The sequence below is a fragment of the Kribbella capetownensis genome (genome assembly GCF_004331485.1).
Taxonomy (GTDB): domain Bacteria; phylum Actinomycetota; class Actinomycetes; order Propionibacteriales; family Kribbellaceae; genus Kribbella; species Kribbella capetownensis.
Map to the genome: position 1 here is coordinate 553,667 of NZ_SJKD01000001.1, position 16,111 is coordinate 569,777.

Genomic DNA, 16,111 nt, shown 5'->3' on the forward strand with positions numbered 1-16,111 from the left:
GTGCCGCGACCACGGGCCGGTGTGATGGGGTGTGCGGATGCAGGTTGATCGGGGCACGTACGCCGAGGCGCGGACGCCATGGGACGACATCGAGTGGCGTGCCGCCGCGTTCGCGTGGGTGGAAGCGCACGTGGCGGCCTTGGGGTGGCAGGAGCGCGGGCCGCGGTGGGTGCGGGTGCGGCCGTGGTCCGTGATCGTGCGATTCGAGGTGGGACGGCGGCTGTGGTTCAAGGCGAATCCGCCCGCGAGCCGGTTCGAGTCCGGGCTGACCGAGGCGCTGGCCGGGTGGGCGCCCGGACACGTGCTCACGCCGTACGCCGTGGACGCGACGCGTGGCTGGTCGCTGCTTCCCGATGGCGGTTCCATCCTCCGCCAGTACCCAGGCGATGAACGAACCTGGGAGCAGGTCGTCGGTCAGTACGCCGAGTTCCAGCGGACTCTGGTCCCGCATGCCGACGAGCTCGTGGCCCTCGGGGTGCCCGATGCACGGCTCGCCATCCTGCCGACGATCTTCGACAAGACCGTGGCCGCGAACCAGTCACTGCAACCGGTCGACCGCAAGGTCCTGGACGAGCTGCGGCCCCGGCTGCTCGACTGGTGCGAAGAGCTCGCCGCGATCGGTGTCACCGACTCGCTCGACCACGCCGACCTGCATGACGGCCAGATCTTCGCGCCGGTCGACGGACGCTTCACCTTCTTCGACTGGGGTGACGCCGCTGTCTCCCACCCTTTCTGCAGCCTGCTCGTTACCGCCCGGCACGCGGCCGGCAGCTACGGCGACGACATCATCCCGCGCTTGCGGGACGCCTACCTCGAGCCCTGGACCGCCGGCGGCCACACCCTGCCCGAACTCCGTCGTGCCGCCAGCCTGGCCTGGCGTCTCGGATCTATCGGCCGAGCCGTGTCGTGGGGCCGCCTGTTCCCGGACGCATTCGACGGACCCTTCCTCGACGGCGACCAGGCCGAGTGGCTGCTGAAGCTGGCGGACCAACCCCCGATCTAGGTCCTGTGGTACGAAAGGCTGCATGTCTGTCACCGACAGCTTGACGCCTGCGGATCCGGTCAACGCGCTGCTCGACGGTGGGCTGCGGATGCTGATCACATCCATGGTCGACAACGCCGGGATCACCCGGGCCAAGACAGTGCCGGCGGCTCGGGTGCGGGCCGCGGTGCGCGACGGGATCGGGCTGTCTCCGGTGTTCGCGCTGATGTGCACCGACGACGCGATCACCACGTCGCCGCTGGTCAACGGTCCGGTCGGCGACAACCGGTTGATGCCGGATCTCCGTTCGGTCGCACCGCTAGGCCCGGACCGTCGTGTCTACTGGGCTCCGGCCGACCAGATGTCCCAGGACCACGAGCCGGTGGACATCTGCCAGCGCTCCGCACTGCGGCGGCAGGAGGAGCGGGCGGTCGCGGCTGGGCTCGAGGTGAAGCTCGGGTTCGAGCTGGAGTTCACCGTGTTCAGCGGTGACGCCGACGATCCTCGAGTGGCGACGATCGGGCCGGCGTACGGCGTACTCGCTGCGCTGAAGATCGAGAACTTCGCGGTCGAGTTGCTGGAGGCGCTCGATGCAGCCGGGGTGCCGGCGGAGCAACTGCATCCGGAGTACGCGCAGGGTCAGGTCGAGGTGGCGCTTCCGCCTGCGTCGCCGTTGGCTGCGGCTGACCAGTCGCAGCTCGCGCGACTCGTCGTCCATCGGGTGGCGCGGGCGCATGGTTTGCTGGTGTCGTTCGCGCCGATCACGGTTGCCGGGTTTGTTGGGAACGGTGCACACATTCACTTCTCGGCTTCGCTGGGTGGTCGGCCGTTCGGGGATGAGGGCGGTCCGTCGGAGCATGGGCGGCAGTTGATGGCCGGCGTACTGGGTGAGCTCGACGGGTTGACCGGCGTACTCGCGCCGAGCGTGATCAGCGCGGATCGACGGGTGCCGGGGAACTGGGCCGGTGCGTTTGCTTGCTGGGGGCCCGAGAATCGGGAGGCCGCGCTGCGGTACGTGCCGGGCAGCGTCACAAGCCGGCCGGGGTCCGCGAACTTCGAGATCAAGATCGGCGATCCGTCGGGCAACGCGTATCTGTCCGCCGCGTCCGTGCTTGCTGCCGCCTTGAACGGGCTCGAGCAGAAGGCGGTCCTGCCGGACGGTTTGGACCGCGACCCGGTGACGTACCCGGAGGCGGAGCGGCCGCCGCGGTTGCCGCTGACGTTGGAGGACGCGCTGACGGCGCTCGAGCGGTCGGAGGTCATCCGCGCTGCTCTGGGGGATGCGATTGTCGAGCCGTTCCTCGCCGTACGTCGTCATGACGCAGAATCGCTGGGTGAGCTGTCACTGGAGGCTCGGGTCCGCGCGCTGCGGTGGCGCTACTGACGCCTGGATCACATACGGTGATCCTCATGGCGTTGGCTACGAAGGGAAGCAAGGGCGAGTCGTTCCTTGCGGTGGTCGTGGGTGGCGGAGCGGCGTTCGGGCTGATCGTGATCACGTCGCGCGCGTGGAAGGCGTGCAACGTCGACGTCGCCGGCAGCGTCCCCAACGGCCTCACGCTGCTGTTCCTCGGCCTGCCCCTCGCTCTGATCGTGAACCTGGTCCTGTTCACCATCGTCTTCCGCTACGCCGGCAAGGCCTTCCTCTTCTCCCTGGTCGCCGCCGCCATCGCCATCACCATCGCCGACCTGGCCCTCTTCTCCTGGCAAGGCACCCCCGCCACCGCCCCCGGCAGCTGCCCCGGCAACGTCCCACCCTGGTGGCCCACCTGGATCCCCAGCTGAGTCAGCGGCTGGTCGGGCGGGTGGCGCAGATCAGGGCGATGATGGCGATGACGCCGAAGGGGATTGCCTGGAGTTCCTGGAAGGCGATGAGTTTGAAAGCGGTGAAGTAGATCATCCAGATCGCGTAGGCGATGGCGGCGGGGCGGCCGAGTCGGTGGCCGCGGAGGAACGCGATGGCGGCGATCAGGCCGCCGACGGCGAGGAACTCGTACGCGACGACGAAGCTCAAGCCGATGCCGTTCCAGCCTTCGAGGCCGGTGAAGTAGATGGCGCCGTAGCCGCCGATCGCGGCGATCAGTCCGAGCAGGACCGAGGCGACGACGACGGTCGCCGGCGGACGGTGGGTGGCGGCGGATCGGGCGCTGGTGATGGTGGTCATGGTGTTCTCCTGTCGGTGGAAGTGCTGATGGAACCAACGGTCGCTGGCGGGCGGTCCCAGTGGCCACGGGCACGGATCACGACCTGACCCGGGACTTCTTGTCCCGTGACGGCGGGACACGGTGGCGGGGATGATGCCGTCATGGGGGTTGTCATCGGTGTAATCGCGGTCGTGGCCGGGCTGGCCGGCGCGGGCGTGCATGCGGTCAACGCGGCGGCGGGCCGGACCATGGAGCCGTCGTTCTGGTTGATGGAGGTCGCCGCCGCCGTCGCCTACGGGCTGGCCGCTCTGCTGCTGCGGTCGTCCGGCGCACGCCGGATCCAGCTCCTGCTCGGGGTCATCGCGCTCACCCAGGGTCTGGCCCTGGTCGGCTCGGAGGTCGGGCTGCTGACCGGAGGCGCCTGGTCCACCTGGCTCGGCGCCTGGCTCTGGGCACCCGGCTACGTGGCGATCGCCGTACTGCTTCCAGTGGTGCTTCCGGACGGACGGCCGCTGTCGCGGTTCGGGTTGTGGCTGAGTTCGGCCGCGATCGTGGTCATCGCGATCACTTGGGCGTTGACGCCGTACGACCGGCAGGACTTTCCCGAGGCGCTGCGCGGCGCGTCGAATCCCGTCGGCGTGGCAATCGCGGGTGGACCGGCGATCGCGCCCGGGATCGGCGTACTGCTCCTGGTGGCGGTGATCGCCGGGTGCGCCTCGCTGATGATCCGTTGGCGACGCGCCGCCGACCTTGAACGGCAGCAGCTGAAGTGGGTGCTGGTCGGGTATGCCTGCACGATCGCGCTGTTCGCGGTGGCCAGGCTGGTCTCGGCCGGAATCACCGGCGTGGTCGCCGGCCTGGCCATGCTCCCGTTGCCGGTCGCGATCGGGATCGCGGTGATGCGCTACGGACTCTGGGACGTTGACGTCGTCATCTCCCGGGCTCTCGTGTACGGCGCCTTGTCGACCATCGTTGCCGGCCTGTACGCCGCCACCGTCTGGCTGGTCGGTGACCGGCTCGGCGCCACCACCGGTACGCCCATCGTCGCGACGACCGTCGTCGCCCTGGCCGCGCTGCCGCTCCGGTCCTGGTTGCAACGCCACGTCAACCGGTTGGTGCACGGTGATGTCGACGAGCCGTACGCCGTACTCGCGCGGCTCGGTGCGAGGCTCGCGGCCGCCACCACACCGGACGACCTGTCCGAACGGGTACTGCCGTCCGTGGTCGAGCAGGTCGCCAGCTCCCTGCGCGCGCAGGGAGCCACGATCACATTGCGGGATGGCCTGGTGGCGTCGTACGGCGACGGCCCCGGTACGGCGACGGCCGTCGAGCTGGAGTACGCCGGCGAGAACTTCGGCCGCCTCACCGTCACGCGGTCCACGGAGTTCGACTCGCACGAGTTGCGCGCTCTCGACCAGCTGGCCGCACAGGCAGCGGTCGCCGCGCACACTGTCCTGCTGGCGCGCGAGTCTCGGCGCGCCCGGGAGGCTGTCGTGGTCGCGCGGGAGGAGGAGCGCCGCCGGCTCCGCCGCGACCTGCATGACGGGGTCGGCCCGTCACTGGCCGCGCTGGCCCTGCACGTCGAGACAGCCCGCGACCTCGCGGCCGACGATCCGGACGCGACCCGGCAGCTCCTCGACCGTCTGGTGCCACGGCTCAACGCCGCCGTGGCCGACGTACGGGCGCTGGTCCACGAGCTCAGGCCGCCGATGCTGGACGAGCTCGGCCTGGCTGCGGCGGTCCGTGAGCTGGCCGACCGGCTGTCGACCGGTACGACGACGGTCCGGGTTATGGCCGCCGAGATCGCCGGTCTACCTGCTGCTGTGGAGGTTGCGGCGTACCACATCGCCGGCGAGGCGACCGGCAACGCGGTCCGGCACGCGGCGGCCGGCAGCGTCGACGTACGACTGTGGGAGGCCGACGGGTGTGTGGGCGTCCAGGTGTCCGACGACGGGCGGGGACTGCCGGACCGGATCGAGGCCGGCGTCGGTACGTCGTCGATGCGTGAGCGGGCCGAAGAGCTCGGCGGCCAACTGCACATCGACTCCGGCTCGTCGGGTACGACGGTGACGGCACTGCTGCCGAAGGGGGCGACATGACGGTTCGCGTACTCGTGGTCGATGACCATCCGTTGTACCGCGAGGGACTCGTCACGGCGATCTCGACGATGGCCGGCAAGGAGGTAGTGGGCGAGGCGGCCGACGGCGCGGAGGCGGTCCGGTTGGCGGCCGAACTGGTCCCCGACGTGGTGGTGATGGACCTGCACATGCCGGTGCTGAACGGGGTCGACGCGACCGGGCAGGTGACCACGCAGCACCCGTCGATCGCCGTCCTCGTACTCACCATGCTGGAGAACGACGAGTCCGTGTTCGCCGCGGTCCGGGCCGGCGCTCGGGGCTACCTGCTGAAAGGCGCCGACCGCGCCGAGATCGGCCGTGCCCTCGACGGCGTCTCCCACGGCGAGGTGGTGTTCTCGGCCGCGATCGCGTCCCGCGTCCTCTCGTACTTCGCCGCCGGCCGGGGCGGACCCGAGCTCGCCCCGTTCCCCGAACTCACCGACCGCGAACGCGAGATCCTCGACCTGGTCGCCCGCGGCCTCACCAACGCCGCGATCGCCCGTCAACTCGTCGTCAGCGACAAGACCGTCCGCAATCACGTCTCCAACGTCTTCGCCAAACTCCACGTCGCCGGCCGAGCCGAAGCCGTAGCCCGAGCCCGCGACGCCGGCCTCGGCCAATAGCCAGCCGGATTCAGAACTCCAGCGTCATACCGATGCGAGCCTGGGTGGTGGGGCCGCCGAAGGCTTCGGCGGCTTGGGAGGTTGCTGCGACTGGGTCGAGGAGTGGGCCGACGTGGGTGACGACCAGGTGTTTGGTGTTGGCGCGGTGGGCGAGGTCGCCGGTTTGGGCTGGGGTGTGGTGGACCGGCGTGGGAACTGGATCGTTGGCCTCGCATAACAACAGGTCCGCGTCAGCGGCTACGGCGTCCAGGCCGGAGCATGGTGCGCAGTCGCCGGAGTACGCGAAGGTGTGACCGTCCGCTGAGGCTCGGAGCGCGTAGGCCTCGCCTCCGTGCTCCACCGCACGGCTGGTCAGCTCCAGATCGTGGAGCCGCATCGAATGACCGTCCGACAGCGGACGAAGGTCGAGTACGTCGCGGACGAAACCCGCGTCCGGTTGGCCGAAGAAGCCGGCCAACCGAGCACCGAGATCCACAGGCGCATAAACAGGCAACGGCGGCCGCGCGGGCAATTCGCCGTACGCCAACGCGTAGTACGCGTTGAGCAAGTCGCCGATGTGGTCGAGGTGCAAGTGCGACAGCCAGACAGCATCCAACGCACCCAGCGTCGTATGACGCAGCAGCTCGGCAAGCGAACCAGGGCCAGCGTCCACCCAGACCTCAGCACCACCGGCCCGCAGCAAGTACCCGGAACACGGATGATCCGGCCGCGGGTACGGCGCGGCGGTGCCGAGGATCGTGAGCGTGGTCAGAGCTTCGCGCCGATCAGCTGGAAGATGTCGTCGAGCGCACCCGGCAGGTCGTCGTGCCCGAAGTCCGGGTACAGCCGGAGGTCCTTGGCCGACGTGATCTTGTTGTACGCCGCGAACTGCGTCGACGGCGGACACACCTGATCCTCGAGCCCGACGAACAACGTCACCTCGGCCCGGATCCGCGGCGCCAGATTCTGTACGTCGATGTAGCCGAGGGTCGTGAACACCTCGTCCTGGCGCAGATGCCGCGGATCCCGCTTCCGGAACCAGGTGGCGATCTCGTCGTACGGGTTCGTCTCCAGGTTGAGGTCCCAGGCCCGCTGGTAGTCGCACAGGAACGGGAACACGCTCGCGACGTACTTGATCCCCGGCGTCAGTGCCGCGGCCACGAGGCTGAGTCCGCCGCCCTGGCTCCACCCGGTCGTCGCCATTCGCGTCTGGTCCACCTCGGGCAGACCGCCGATGATGTCCGCGAGCCGCCGGGCGTCCAGGAACACGTGCTTGTACAGCAGCCCGTCCGGCCCGTCGTCGAGACCGTGCACCAGGTGGTTGTGCAGCGAGAAGCTGTTCGCCGCCTGCGACTCGGTCCGGTAACCCACCTGCTCACGCACATCCAGCGCAGCGACAGTGAACCCGCGGGTGGCGTACGGCAGTAGGTCGACCCAACTCGGCTGCTCACCGCCGTACCCGTGGAAGATCAGCACAGCCGGGCCCGTGGGTTCGGCCGGCCGCACCACCTTGGCATGCACCCGATAGCCGCCGGTGCCGGTGAAGTACAGGTGCTGCGCAGTCGCCGTGGTCAGCGGGAAGTCGGTCGCGTCGGCGAACTCGGTGTCCGGGTCGACCGCGCCGAGCTCGAGCAGCGCCTTGTCCCAGAACTGGTCGAAGTCCTCCGGGCGCGGATTCGTGCCCTGGTAGGCGATCAGTTCGTCGTACGACAGCTCGAAGGACAGCACAGGCACTCCTCAGGGTCAGGGTCGCTTCATTCTGCGCGATCGTCGTCGTCCGGGGCAGTCCCGTCCCAGATCGTGTAGCCGTGCGCGGCGTTCAGCCGGTCCCGCAGCGCGGTCTCCAACTGCGCGGCCCGACCGGGCGGCAGCCAGCCGACCGGCAACAAGACGGTGTGGTCCGGCTGCTTGGTGCGCAGGACGATCGCCTCGCCGTGCGTGGTCTCGACCCGGCCGACCTGGGTGATGTCGGTCCAGGTCGTCCGGACGCCGCGTACCTCGATGTCGCGATCGCGCAGCTTCGCGATGACCGGCGGCCAGATCAGGATCCACAGACCACCGAGCACCACCAGCCCGCCCAGGGTGAGGAACACCGACACCACCACGTCCGGCAGCCCGAAGGCCCACACGATCGCGGCAACACCGAGGATGATCAGCCCGGCGGCCAGGATCCCGAGGAACCGTCCCGCCCGCATCCGGTACGTCGTACGCATCGCACCAGGATCTCATCCGGGACCAGCCGCCGGGTCAGAAGGCTTCGGTCTCCGAGGTGGTGGCGCTGCCGAGCGGGGTCGGGGCCGGCTCGCTGCTGCAGCCCGCACCAGCCAGTACCGCGATTCCGATCGCCGCCGCCACGATCCGCCGCACAGTCACCCCCAGTGACTCGTCTGTTGTGCGGTCAATCCTTCCCGGCAACCGGGCCAGTCAGACCCTGGTGGCCGGATGCTGCCGTCAGTTCCCCGACTGGGACGGGTTGTAGGCGCAGGCGTCGTTCAGGTTCTCGGCCTCGCCCGGCGTCACGGCCGGGTTCGGGGTCTTCTTGGTCGAGCCGCTGGTCGGCTTCTTCGTCGGCTTGGTCGACGTGGTCGACGGGGTCGACTTGCCCTTCGGCGCGATCGCCTTCGCGACGATCTCCTGCATCGCCTCGTACCTCGGGTCCTGGCCGGACGGGAAGTTCTTGCTCTTGTCCAGGTCGACGTTCGAGACCTTGGCCTTCTTCACCTTGACTCCGAGCTCGATGAAGGCCGGCAGGATCTCCTGCGGGATGTCGGTGCGCAGCAGCTGCTTGCCGGCCGACGCGATCTGCTGGTACTTCGTCACCAGGGTGGCCGGGTTCACGCTGTTCACCAGCGCGTGGATCGTGCAGCGCTGCCGCTCCTGCCGGGACGGGTCGCTCAGGCCGTAGCGGCCGCGGGCGAACCAGAGCGCGTGGTATCCGTCGAGCTTCTGGCCCGCGCCCGGCTCGATGTAGCCGGACGGCTTCTTCGCGTTGTTCGACCCCGGTCCGTCGCCGTAGTCGCCGCCGATCGGGACCCGGTAGTTGACGTTGACTGTGATGCCGCCGACCGCGTCGATGATCTGCCGGAAGCCGGCCAGGTTGACCTGCATGTAGTAGTCGATGTCCAGCCCGAGCGCCGCGCCGGCCGCGAGCTTGACCACGTCGGCGCCCTCGTTGTCGGTCTGGCCGAGGATCCCCGGATGCTGCTTCGGGACGTTCTCGTACATCGAGTCCAGGTAGTACTCCGGCTGCTCGGCCGGGCCACTCGGGTCGTAGTAGCCGTTCGGGTAGATCTTGTGCAGCGGCGAATCCTTCGGGAAGGGCATCCGCATCCAGTTCCGGCTGAGCGAGATCAGCGCGGTGTCACCGGTCTTGGTGTCGATGCTGGCCACGATCACCGTGTCGGTCCGGACCCCGGTCCGGCCTACGCCGTCGTCCGCGCCGAGCAGCAGCAGGTTCAGCCGCGGGGTGTTCGCCCACGGGTCCTTCTTGTCGACCTTCGGCCGGGTCGCGCTCTTGGAGTTGCCCTCGGACTGGAACACGCTGCCGACCAGGTCGCGCTGCGCCATCACGGTCTGCGCTGCGACGGTCGTCGGTACGGCGATCGCGAAACAGAGCAACCCGACGAACAGGGAGCCGGCCAGCCGTCCGGTGTAAGTCATGCTGACCGGGCGGATCAGTTTGTGCGAGGCGACCACGACCCAGATCCAGCCGATGCCGAGGACGACGACCGCGGCCGTGGCGATCAGCAACTGGCGGGGCGACACCGCGAACGCGAGGATCGTGTCACGCCGGGTCAGACCGACGTACGCCGCGATCACGAGCAGGCCGACGCTGATGGTCAGCACGAACGCGCCGAGCTTCTTCCGGCCGCCCATCACCAGCCCGGAGCCGGGGATCAGCGCGCTGACCAGGGTGAGGCCGATCGCCTTCGACGAGGTACGGGCCCGATGCGAACGCTGCCGGGACCGGTTGGCTCTGGGCGCGGACCTCCGTCCGGCTGCGCGAGTGCTCCGCGACATGGCTCCGTTCCCTGATCGACGACGTGGCGACTGTCCGCAGGCCGCGTGTTCGACAGCCCACGGTACTTCAGACGCCCACGTCAGCAATTCGGTTGACGTGATGCTGGCGACCCCCGTCGATGCACGCCAGATTACACAGACCCCGGCCGACTCTCCCAAGGTGGCGCCCCCGACACGGACAGTGTCGGTCAGGCGCGCCGGGGCCCGCTTTGCCGCCGGGAGGGTCGAACGGATAGTCTTGGCCGTCGTCGAGTCCCCCTGCGGGGCCGTCGGAGGAGGCGTCGCCTAGTCCGGTCGATGGCGCCCGCCTGCTAAGCGGGTTGAGGGTAATCCCCTCTCGCGGGTTCAAATCCCGCCGCCTCCGCTCGTGAGCGCCCCCGTCCGCAGAAAGCGCGGACCGGGGCGCTTCGGCTGTCTTCTGGGGGTGCAACCCCCAGAACCCGCCCGGCGGGCTTCGCCCCCGGACCCCCGGGGTGGTGCCTGGCGGGCGTTGCTGCTCCTACTCGGCCATCAGCTTGCGGGCTTCGGCGATGCGTTCGACCGTCTTCGGTGTCATCGGCTCGGGGGAGACGATCAGGTGGTCGACGCCGAGCTTCCGGTACGCCGTGAGCACCTCGGCCAATTCGGGGACCGTGCCACCGAACGCGTTCGTGTCCGGGTCGGGAACGCTGGGCTGGTCGGGGTCCCGGACGATCATCCCGACCGTCGCGGCGACCGCTCCTTCCGGCTTGCCGGCGGCCCGCACCGCTTCACGGAGCGTTCCGAGTCTCTCCACCACGCGGTTACCGGCGGCGCCGTACCAAGCCGTGTTCCAGGCGTCGGCCCACTCGGCGGTCAGCCGCATCATCCGCGGCCGGTGCCCGGCGACCAGGATCGGGATCCGCCGCGCCGGCGCCGGGTCGAGCTGAGCGTCCTTGACGTGGTGGTAGGTCCCGTCGAAGGTGAGCGTCTCGCCGCGGATCATCCGGGCCACGATCTCGAGCCACTCCTCGAACCGGCCGACCCGGTGATCGGTCGGCAGCCCGAACGCCTCGTACTCCGGCTCATGCCAGCCGGCCCCGACGCCGAGAATCAGCCGCCCACCGGACACCTCGTCCAACGTCGCGGCCATCTTCGCCGTCAGCCCGGGGTCGCGGAACGACGCACACAGCACCATGGTCCCCAGCTCGACCCGAGTGGTGCTCGCCGCGACCGCACTCAGCAACGTCCAGGCCTCGCGCATCCCATACATCCGGCCGTCAGGGTCGCGGTAGAAGAAGTGGTCCGCGACCCAGACCGAGTCCAGCCCGTTCTGATCAGCCGCCTGCGCAACCGCCCGCACATCCCGCCACCCCGGCATCCCGCCGTCAGGCCCGTCCTCCCCGCCCAGCGGAAGCATCACACCGATCTTCATGCACTCAACTCCAAGGTCCGGCGCCGCCTCTGCGGTCGACACTGATGTGCCGCCAACGTACGCATATCGCGAGATCATGGCGATATGACGAGGCCGTACGCCGATCGGGCGGCTGCCGGGCGAGCGCTGGCGGCTGAGCTCGGCGAGGTGGCCGGGTCCGTGCTGGTGCTGGGCCTGGCGCGCGGCGGTGTGCCCGTCGCCGCGCCGGTCGCCGAGTCACTGGGCGCGGAGCTCGACGTACTGATCGTCCGGAAGCTCGGGTTGCCAGGTCAGCCTGAGCTGGCGATGGGCGCGGTCGCGGGCGTCGGCGACGAGACCCACACGGTGCGGAACGAGCAGGTACTCCGGGGTGTCAACGAGGAGACTCTGGAGACAGTCCGCGAACGCGAGATCCGCGAGCTGCGCCGGCGCGAGCAGGCGTACCGCGGCGACCGGCCGCCGGTCGACGTACGCGACCGGGTCGTGATCCTGGTCGACGACGGTCTTGCCACCGGCTCGACGATGCGAGCCGCGGTCGAGGCGGTACGACGCCAAGGCCCGGCCAAGGTGATCGTCGCCGTACCGGTCGGTGGCCCGGACAGCTGCCACCGATTGTCGGCAATCGCCGACGAGGTCGTGTGCGCGTGGATCCCGCGGCACTACGCCGCGGTCGGGCAGGCCTACCGCAACTTCGCGCCGGTCGCGGACGACGAAGTACGCCGGGTGCTCGCCGGACGGAGCTGACGACACAGCGCGGCGCCCTGGAGGTGGCCCAGGGCGCCGCGTTGCTGCCGGCCGCCGGCTTCCGACTCGGCGACCGGTGTCCGGTGTCAGCCGAGACGTGCCTTCAGGTGGTCGAGCTCGACCTTGAGCGTGGTCGGGACCGTGTCGCCGAGCTTGGCGAACCACTCCTCGATCAGCGGGATCTCGGCCTTCCACTCCTCCGCGTCGACCTTGAGCGCGATGTCCAGCTCGTCCTCGGTGAGCTCGAGGCCGCTGACATCCAGGCCGTCCGCGGTGGGCACCCGGCCGATCGGAGTCTCGACCGCGTCGGCCTGGCCCTCGATCCGGTCGATGACCCACTTCAGCACCCGGCTGTTCTCGCCGAAGCCCGGCCACACGAACTTGCCCGCGTCGTCCTTGCGGAACCAGTTCACGTAGAAGATCTTCGGCAACTGCGCCGCGTCGTGCTGCTTGCCGACCGTCAGCCAGTGGTCGAAGTACTTGCCCGCGTCGTACCCGAGGAACGGCAGCATCGCCATCGGGTCACGCCGGACGACACCGACCTGACCGACCGCGGCCGCGGTGGTCTCCGACGACAGCGTCGCCCCCATGAAGACGCCGTGCGCCCAGTCGCGCGACTCGGTCACCAGCGGCACCGTGGTCGCGCGACGGCCGCCGAAGATGATCGCCGAGATCGGTACGCCGTTCGGGTCGTCGTACTCGTCGGCGATGATCGGGCACTGCTTGATCGGAGTGCAGAACCGGCTGTTCGGGTGGCTGGACAGCTCGCCCGAGTCCGGCGTCCACTCCCGGCCCTTCCAGTCGGTCAGGTGGTTCGGCGGCGTGGGCGAGTAGCCCTCCCACCAGACGTCGCCGTCATCGGTGAGCGCGACGTTGGTGAAGACCGAGTTGCCCTTCTCGATCGTGCGCATCGCGTTCGGGTTGGTCTTCCAGCCGGTGCCCGGGGCCACGCCGAACAGGCCGAACTCCGGGTTCACGGCGTACAGGCGGCCGTCCGCGCCGAACCGCATCCATGCGATGTCGTCGCCGAGCGTCTCGACCTCCCAGCCCTCCAGCGTCGGGTCGAGCATCGCCAGGTTGGTCTTGCCGCAGGCGCTCGGGAACGCGGCCGCGACGTAGTGGACCTTCTTCTCCGGCGAGATCAGCTTCAGGATCAGCATGTGCTCGGCCAGCCAGCCCTCGTCCCGCGCGATCGCACTCGCGATCCGCAGCGAGTAGCACTTCTTGCCGAGCAGCGAGTTGCCGCCGTACCCGGACCCGTACGACCAGATCGCCCGCTCCTCGGGGAACTGGACGATGTACTTCTCGTCGTTGCACGGCCACGGCACGTCCTTCTGCCCGGCCTCCAGCGGTGCACCGACCGAATGCAGGCACGGCACGAAGAACGCATCCTCACCGAGCTTCGCCAGTACGTCGGCACCGGTGCGGGCCATGATCCGCATCGATGCAACCACGTACGCCGAGTCGGTGATCTCGACCCCGAACATCGGCTTGTCCGCGGTCAAGGGGCCCATGCAGAACGGGACGACGTACATCGTCCGGCCGCGCATCGAGCCGCGGTACAGCCCTGTCATCAGGGCCTTCATCTCGGCCGGGTCCATCCAGTTGTTGGTCGGACCGGCGTCCTTCTCGTCGACTGAGCAGATGAACGTCCGCTGCTCGACCCGGGCCACGTCCGAGGGATCGGTGCGAACCCAGAACGAGTTCGGCTTCTTCTCCTCGTTCAGCCGGACCATGGTCCCGGCCTCGATCAGTTCGCCGGTCAGCTTGTCGTACTCCGCGTCCGAGCCGTCCACCCAGTGGATCCGGTCGGGCTGAGTCAAGGCGGCGACCTCGGCGACCCAGGCCAGCAAGCCGGCGTGGCGGGTCGGTGCGTCGGTCAGGTCGTACTGCGTGGCGACGGCTGGAAGAGGGTCCGTGGCTGCTGCGGGGGCGGTGGTCTCGGTATGGGTCGGGCTGGCGGTTGTCGTCATCGGCGGCTCATTCCCTCTCGGCTGTCGGGCCCGGCGGCCGCCCGGTCCCTCGACGCTGAGGGGGGTACGGCGTCGGCCGCCGGGGTCTCCGGCGGTTCGATTCAGCTGACTGGCGGTGTGATCGCTCGCATACCAGTGCGTCCAGTGGACGTATACCAGTGCGCAAGTGGTACTACGGTACGCGACGGACCCAAGGGCTGTGAACCACCAGAAAGTGAAGCCGGTCACAAAGTTTTCGCGACAATCGCTTTCCGGCGAACCTTGTGAAAATGAGAACGGCCCGCGCTGGTCGCGCGGGCCGTTGCGGAGATCTTGCGGCGGATCAGCTGGTCTGCCGCCAGATGTCGTTCAGCACCTGCTGCACGGTCTGCTCCTCACCGGGCACTCCAGTGACCGCGACGCCGACCAGCCACCACTGGCCACCGCTGCTGAACGCGCGCGTCATCATCAGCGCGAACGGCTTCGTCTGCTTCACCGTCAGCCAGGTCCGGTTGTCCTTCGCGGCCGCCGGCACCGGCGCCTTGAACACCTTGGTCCACTGCTGGTCGAACGACGACCGCTCTGCCAGGCAGCCGGCCAGGTCCTTGCACGGGTGCAGCGCGATCCGCAGGTCCGGCGTGAGCCTCGGGTTGCCCACACCGTCATCGGTCTGCACCCGGCGGTACGCGATCGTCGACGACTCGCCGAGGAACGACACCGCCGGCGGCCGCGGCCAGCCGATCGCGAACGGGAGCTCGGCCGTGGTGATCACCTGCACGTCGCTCCCGGCCGGGTAGGTGAAACCGAACAGGCCTGGGCCGCCGTCGGGCCGCAGGTACGGCGCTGTGGTGACCTTGCGGAACGCCGGGAGGAGCACAGTCTCCGGGAACGGGGATGGGCTGATCGCGGCCTGCGGCGCGGCGTCGGGCTTCTCGTCCTTGACCGAACTGCCGATCGCGGCGCCGACGGAGTACGTGACGGTGAAGACGATCAGCACGACGATCGCGACCACGAGGTAGATCCAGCCGCCGATCTTGCGGCGATACTGCCGGGCGATCTCGATCTTCGAGGGCTGGGCTTGTGCTGCTGGCGCTGCTTGAGGTGCGGGTCCTGCTTCTGGTGCTGGTCCTGCTTCTGGTGCCGGCGCGTAGGACGGGAGGGCGCCGTTGCCGGATGGCGGCTGGCTCGGCGGCTGAGCGCCGTACTGGCTGAGCTGGGCGCGGACCGCCTGCAGCGACTCCTCGTCATTGCCGAGGATGCCGTCGAGCGGGTCGATCAGCCGCTCGGCGCCCGACTGTCCGGGGATGAGTTGCGTGATCGCGTACGGACGCGTGGCGCTGAAGTTCGCGGCCCAGAGCGGCGTCTCCTGCTGCTCAGGGTCGAGCGCGGCGTCCCGGCCGGCGCGGACCAGCCGGTCCCGCACCACCGCGTCCCTCGCAGCCGCGTCACTCAGTACCAGCGCGACAACCTCCATGCCGGTGAAGCTGCGGCCGCGCCAGAGCTCCGCGAGCGGGTGCCGCAGCAACCGCTGGTCGAACTCGTACCCGGAGATCTCCGGCGTGCTGTTCATCTGCTCTCCCAGATCGCCCGGTCCGCCAGCACCAGCACCGCCTGCTCCGCGACGTCGGCCTGGATCGGGCTGGCCGTGTACTCGACCTGTACGACGATGTCCGCCCGCTGCACCAGCGTCTTCACCGTGAACGACTCACCCGCCACACCCCGCACGGTCCGCGCCGACTTGGTCGGGTACTGCCGGTCCGGCACCTTGTCCATCGGCGACCGGTCAAAGGCCCGCTTCGCGGTCTGCTCCGGGGTGAACGGCGGCTGCCCAGCCCCCGCGTCCGCCCCGGCGTACGGCGTGATCGTCACCTTCACCGACGCCGACGTGAAGCTGCTCGACTTCTGGCGACTGACCGCCGCCTCGCAAGTCACCGTGGCCGTCCCACCCTGGTTCATGGTGATGGGCGCCGTACCGCTCGATGCCTTAGGCAACATCACCGACACGTCGCCGATCCGGGCACACACGTCGGCCGGCAACGTCCTGGCCGGCAGGATGTCCTCGGGCTCCACCGGCTCCCCGACCGCGTACCCGAACCCCGCACCCGCGACGGCAGCCACTCCGCACGCGATCGCCGTACCCCGCACCAGTCGACTAGCCATGCCCGCGACCTTAACCAC

Annotated in this window: 16 protein-coding genes and 1 tRNA gene; 7 read left to right on the top strand and 10 right to left on the bottom strand. The window is 69.4% G+C overall.

Annotated features, from left to right (window positions below):
* Positions 1-37 precede the first annotated feature (37 nt).
* Genes E0H75_RS02695 through E0H75_RS02705 form a run of 3 tightly spaced genes read left to right on the top strand, consistent with a single transcriptional unit; the run spans position 38 to position 2,767 of the window.
* Positions 38-1,003: a phosphotransferase gene (locus E0H75_RS02695; protein WP_131511420.1), complete on the top strand. Its 966-nt coding sequence runs from the start codon at positions 38-40 to the stop codon at positions 1,001-1,003.
* Positions 1,004-1,025: 22 nt separating this feature from the next.
* Positions 1,026-2,366, top strand: a complete 1,341-nt coding sequence (locus E0H75_RS02700) for a type I glutamate--ammonia ligase (protein WP_131511421.1) — start codon at positions 1,026-1,028, stop codon at positions 2,364-2,366.
* 26 nt (positions 2,367-2,392) lie between these two features.
* Positions 2,393-2,767, top strand: a complete 375-nt coding sequence (locus E0H75_RS02705; RefSeq protein ID WP_131511422.1) for a hypothetical protein — start codon at positions 2,393-2,395, stop codon at positions 2,765-2,767.
* A gap of 1 nt (position 2,768) precedes the next feature.
* Here the strand turns inward: E0H75_RS02705 and E0H75_RS02710 are convergent, their stop codons facing one another.
* The gene (locus E0H75_RS02710) at positions 2,769-3,146 is read right to left on the bottom strand and encodes a hypothetical protein (RefSeq protein ID WP_131511423.1); all 378 of its coding nucleotides are present in this window, start codon (positions 3,144-3,146) and stop codon (positions 2,769-2,771) included.
* Positions 3,147-3,287: 141 nt separating this feature from the next.
* On the opposite strand from E0H75_RS02710, the gene E0H75_RS02715 reads away from it, so the two are divergent.
* Positions 3,288-5,225, top strand: coding sequence for a sensor histidine kinase (locus E0H75_RS02715; protein ID WP_131511424.1), 1,938 nt, complete (start codon positions 3,288-3,290; stop codon positions 5,223-5,225).
* Positions 5,222-5,866, top strand: coding sequence for a response regulator (locus E0H75_RS02720; RefSeq protein ID WP_131511425.1), 645 nt, complete (start codon positions 5,222-5,224; stop codon positions 5,864-5,866). Before E0H75_RS02715 ends, E0H75_RS02720 begins: the two co-directional genes overlap by 4 nt.
* 10 nt (positions 5,867-5,876) lie before the next feature.
* On the opposite strand, the gene E0H75_RS02725 is transcribed toward E0H75_RS02720, so the two are convergent.
* The 5 genes from E0H75_RS02725 to E0H75_RS02740 form a co-directional block, all read right to left on the bottom strand.
* Entirely contained in the window at positions 5,877-6,617 is a 741-nt protein-coding gene (locus tag E0H75_RS02725; RefSeq protein ID WP_131512976.1) for an MBL fold metallo-hydrolase, read from the bottom strand.
* Entirely contained in the window at positions 6,614-7,573 is a 960-nt protein-coding gene (locus E0H75_RS02730; protein WP_131511426.1) for an acetylxylan esterase, read from the bottom strand. The genes E0H75_RS02725 and E0H75_RS02730 overlap by 4 nt, the downstream gene beginning before the upstream one ends.
* A 26-nt stretch (positions 7,574-7,599) precedes the next feature.
* Complete coding sequence (locus E0H75_RS02735; protein WP_131511427.1) at positions 7,600-8,058, bottom strand: hypothetical protein; 459 nt, start codon at positions 8,056-8,058, stop codon at positions 7,600-7,602.
* 34 nt (positions 8,059-8,092) lie between these two features.
* Positions 8,093-8,218: a hypothetical protein gene (locus tag E0H75_RS44530; RefSeq protein WP_272948871.1), complete on the bottom strand. Its 126-nt coding sequence runs from the start codon at positions 8,216-8,218 to the stop codon at positions 8,093-8,095.
* 78 nt (positions 8,219-8,296) lie between these two features.
* Positions 8,297-9,865 (bottom strand): LCP family protein, encoded by a 1,569-nt coding sequence (locus tag E0H75_RS02740; RefSeq protein WP_131511428.1) that lies wholly within the window; start codon positions 9,863-9,865, stop codon positions 8,297-8,299.
* A 274-nt stretch (positions 9,866-10,139) separates the two neighbouring features.
* Between E0H75_RS02740 and E0H75_RS02745 the strand changes: the two genes are divergently transcribed.
* Positions 10,140-10,229, top strand: a tRNA-Ser gene (locus E0H75_RS02745).
* A 135-nt stretch (positions 10,230-10,364) separates the two neighbouring features.
* Here E0H75_RS02745 and E0H75_RS02750 read toward each other — a convergent pair.
* Positions 10,365-11,258 (bottom strand): LLM class flavin-dependent oxidoreductase, encoded by an 894-nt coding sequence (locus E0H75_RS02750; protein WP_165553408.1) that lies wholly within the window; start codon positions 11,256-11,258, stop codon positions 10,365-10,367.
* Positions 11,259-11,342: 84 nt separating this feature from the next.
* Here E0H75_RS02750 and E0H75_RS02755 point away from each other — a divergent pair, with 84 nt between their 5' ends.
* Positions 11,343-11,981 carry a phosphoribosyltransferase gene (locus E0H75_RS02755; RefSeq protein ID WP_131511430.1) on the top strand — a complete coding sequence of 213 codons (639 nt, stop codon included), beginning with the start codon at positions 11,343-11,345 and terminating at the stop codon, positions 11,979-11,981.
* An 86-nt stretch (positions 11,982-12,067) separates the two neighbouring features.
* Here the strand turns inward: E0H75_RS02755 and E0H75_RS02760 are convergent, their stop codons facing one another.
* From E0H75_RS02760 to E0H75_RS02770, 3 genes are all read right to left on the bottom strand, one after another.
* On the bottom strand, positions 12,068-13,954 hold the full coding sequence (locus E0H75_RS02760) for a phosphoenolpyruvate carboxykinase (GTP) (RefSeq protein WP_131511431.1): 1,887 nt from the start codon (positions 13,952-13,954) through the stop codon (positions 12,068-12,070).
* Between the two features lie 322 nt (positions 13,955-14,276).
* Entirely contained in the window at positions 14,277-15,503 is a 1,227-nt protein-coding gene (locus tag E0H75_RS02765; RefSeq protein ID WP_131511432.1) for a hypothetical protein, read from the bottom strand.
* A complete protein-coding gene (locus E0H75_RS02770) occupies positions 15,500-16,093 on the bottom strand; it encodes a hypothetical protein (RefSeq protein WP_131511433.1) in 594 nt (197 codons plus the stop codon). Before E0H75_RS02770 ends, E0H75_RS02765 begins: the two co-directional genes overlap by 4 nt.
* Positions 16,094-16,111 lie beyond the last annotated feature (18 nt).

What these genes read in the sequence shown, in the direction of transcription:
- E0H75_RS02760 (WP_131511431.1), bottom strand. Translation starts at nt 13,954, where the DNA reads ATGACGACAACCGCCAGCCCGACCCATACCGAGACCACCGCCCCCGCA.
- E0H75_RS02740 (WP_131511428.1), bottom strand. Translation starts at nt 9,865, where the DNA reads ATGTCGCGGAGCACTCGCGCAGCCGGACGGAGGTCCGCGCCCAGAGCC.
- E0H75_RS02755 (WP_131511430.1), top strand. Translation starts at nt 11,343, where the DNA reads ATGACGAGGCCGTACGCCGATCGGGCGGCTGCCGGGCGAGCGCTGGCG.
- E0H75_RS02735 (WP_131511427.1), bottom strand. Translation starts at nt 8,058, where the DNA reads ATGCGTACGACGTACCGGATGCGGGCGGGACGGTTCCTCGGGATCCTG.
- E0H75_RS02715 (WP_131511424.1), top strand. Translation starts at nt 3,288, where the DNA reads ATGGGGGTTGTCATCGGTGTAATCGCGGTCGTGGCCGGGCTGGCCGGC.
- E0H75_RS02770 (WP_131511433.1), bottom strand. Translation starts at nt 16,093, where the DNA reads ATGGCTAGTCGACTGGTGCGGGGTACGGCGATCGCGTGCGGAGTGGCT.
- E0H75_RS02765 (WP_131511432.1), bottom strand. Translation starts at nt 15,503, where the DNA reads ATGAACAGCACGCCGGAGATCTCCGGGTACGAGTTCGACCAGCGGTTG.
- E0H75_RS02720 (WP_131511425.1), top strand. Translation starts at nt 5,222, where the DNA reads ATGACGGTTCGCGTACTCGTGGTCGATGACCATCCGTTGTACCGCGAG.
- E0H75_RS02705 (WP_131511422.1), top strand. Translation starts at nt 2,393, where the DNA reads ATGGCGTTGGCTACGAAGGGAAGCAAGGGCGAGTCGTTCCTTGCGGTG.
- E0H75_RS02710 (WP_131511423.1), bottom strand. Translation starts at nt 3,146, where the DNA reads ATGACCACCATCACCAGCGCCCGATCCGCCGCCACCCACCGTCCGCCG.
- E0H75_RS02700 (WP_131511421.1), top strand. Translation starts at nt 1,026, where the DNA reads ATGTCTGTCACCGACAGCTTGACGCCTGCGGATCCGGTCAACGCGCTG.
- E0H75_RS02750 (WP_165553408.1), bottom strand. Translation starts at nt 11,258, where the DNA reads ATGAAGATCGGTGTGATGCTTCCGCTGGGCGGGGAGGACGGGCCTGAC.
- E0H75_RS02695 (WP_131511420.1), top strand. Translation starts at nt 38, where the DNA reads ATGCAGGTTGATCGGGGCACGTACGCCGAGGCGCGGACGCCATGGGAC.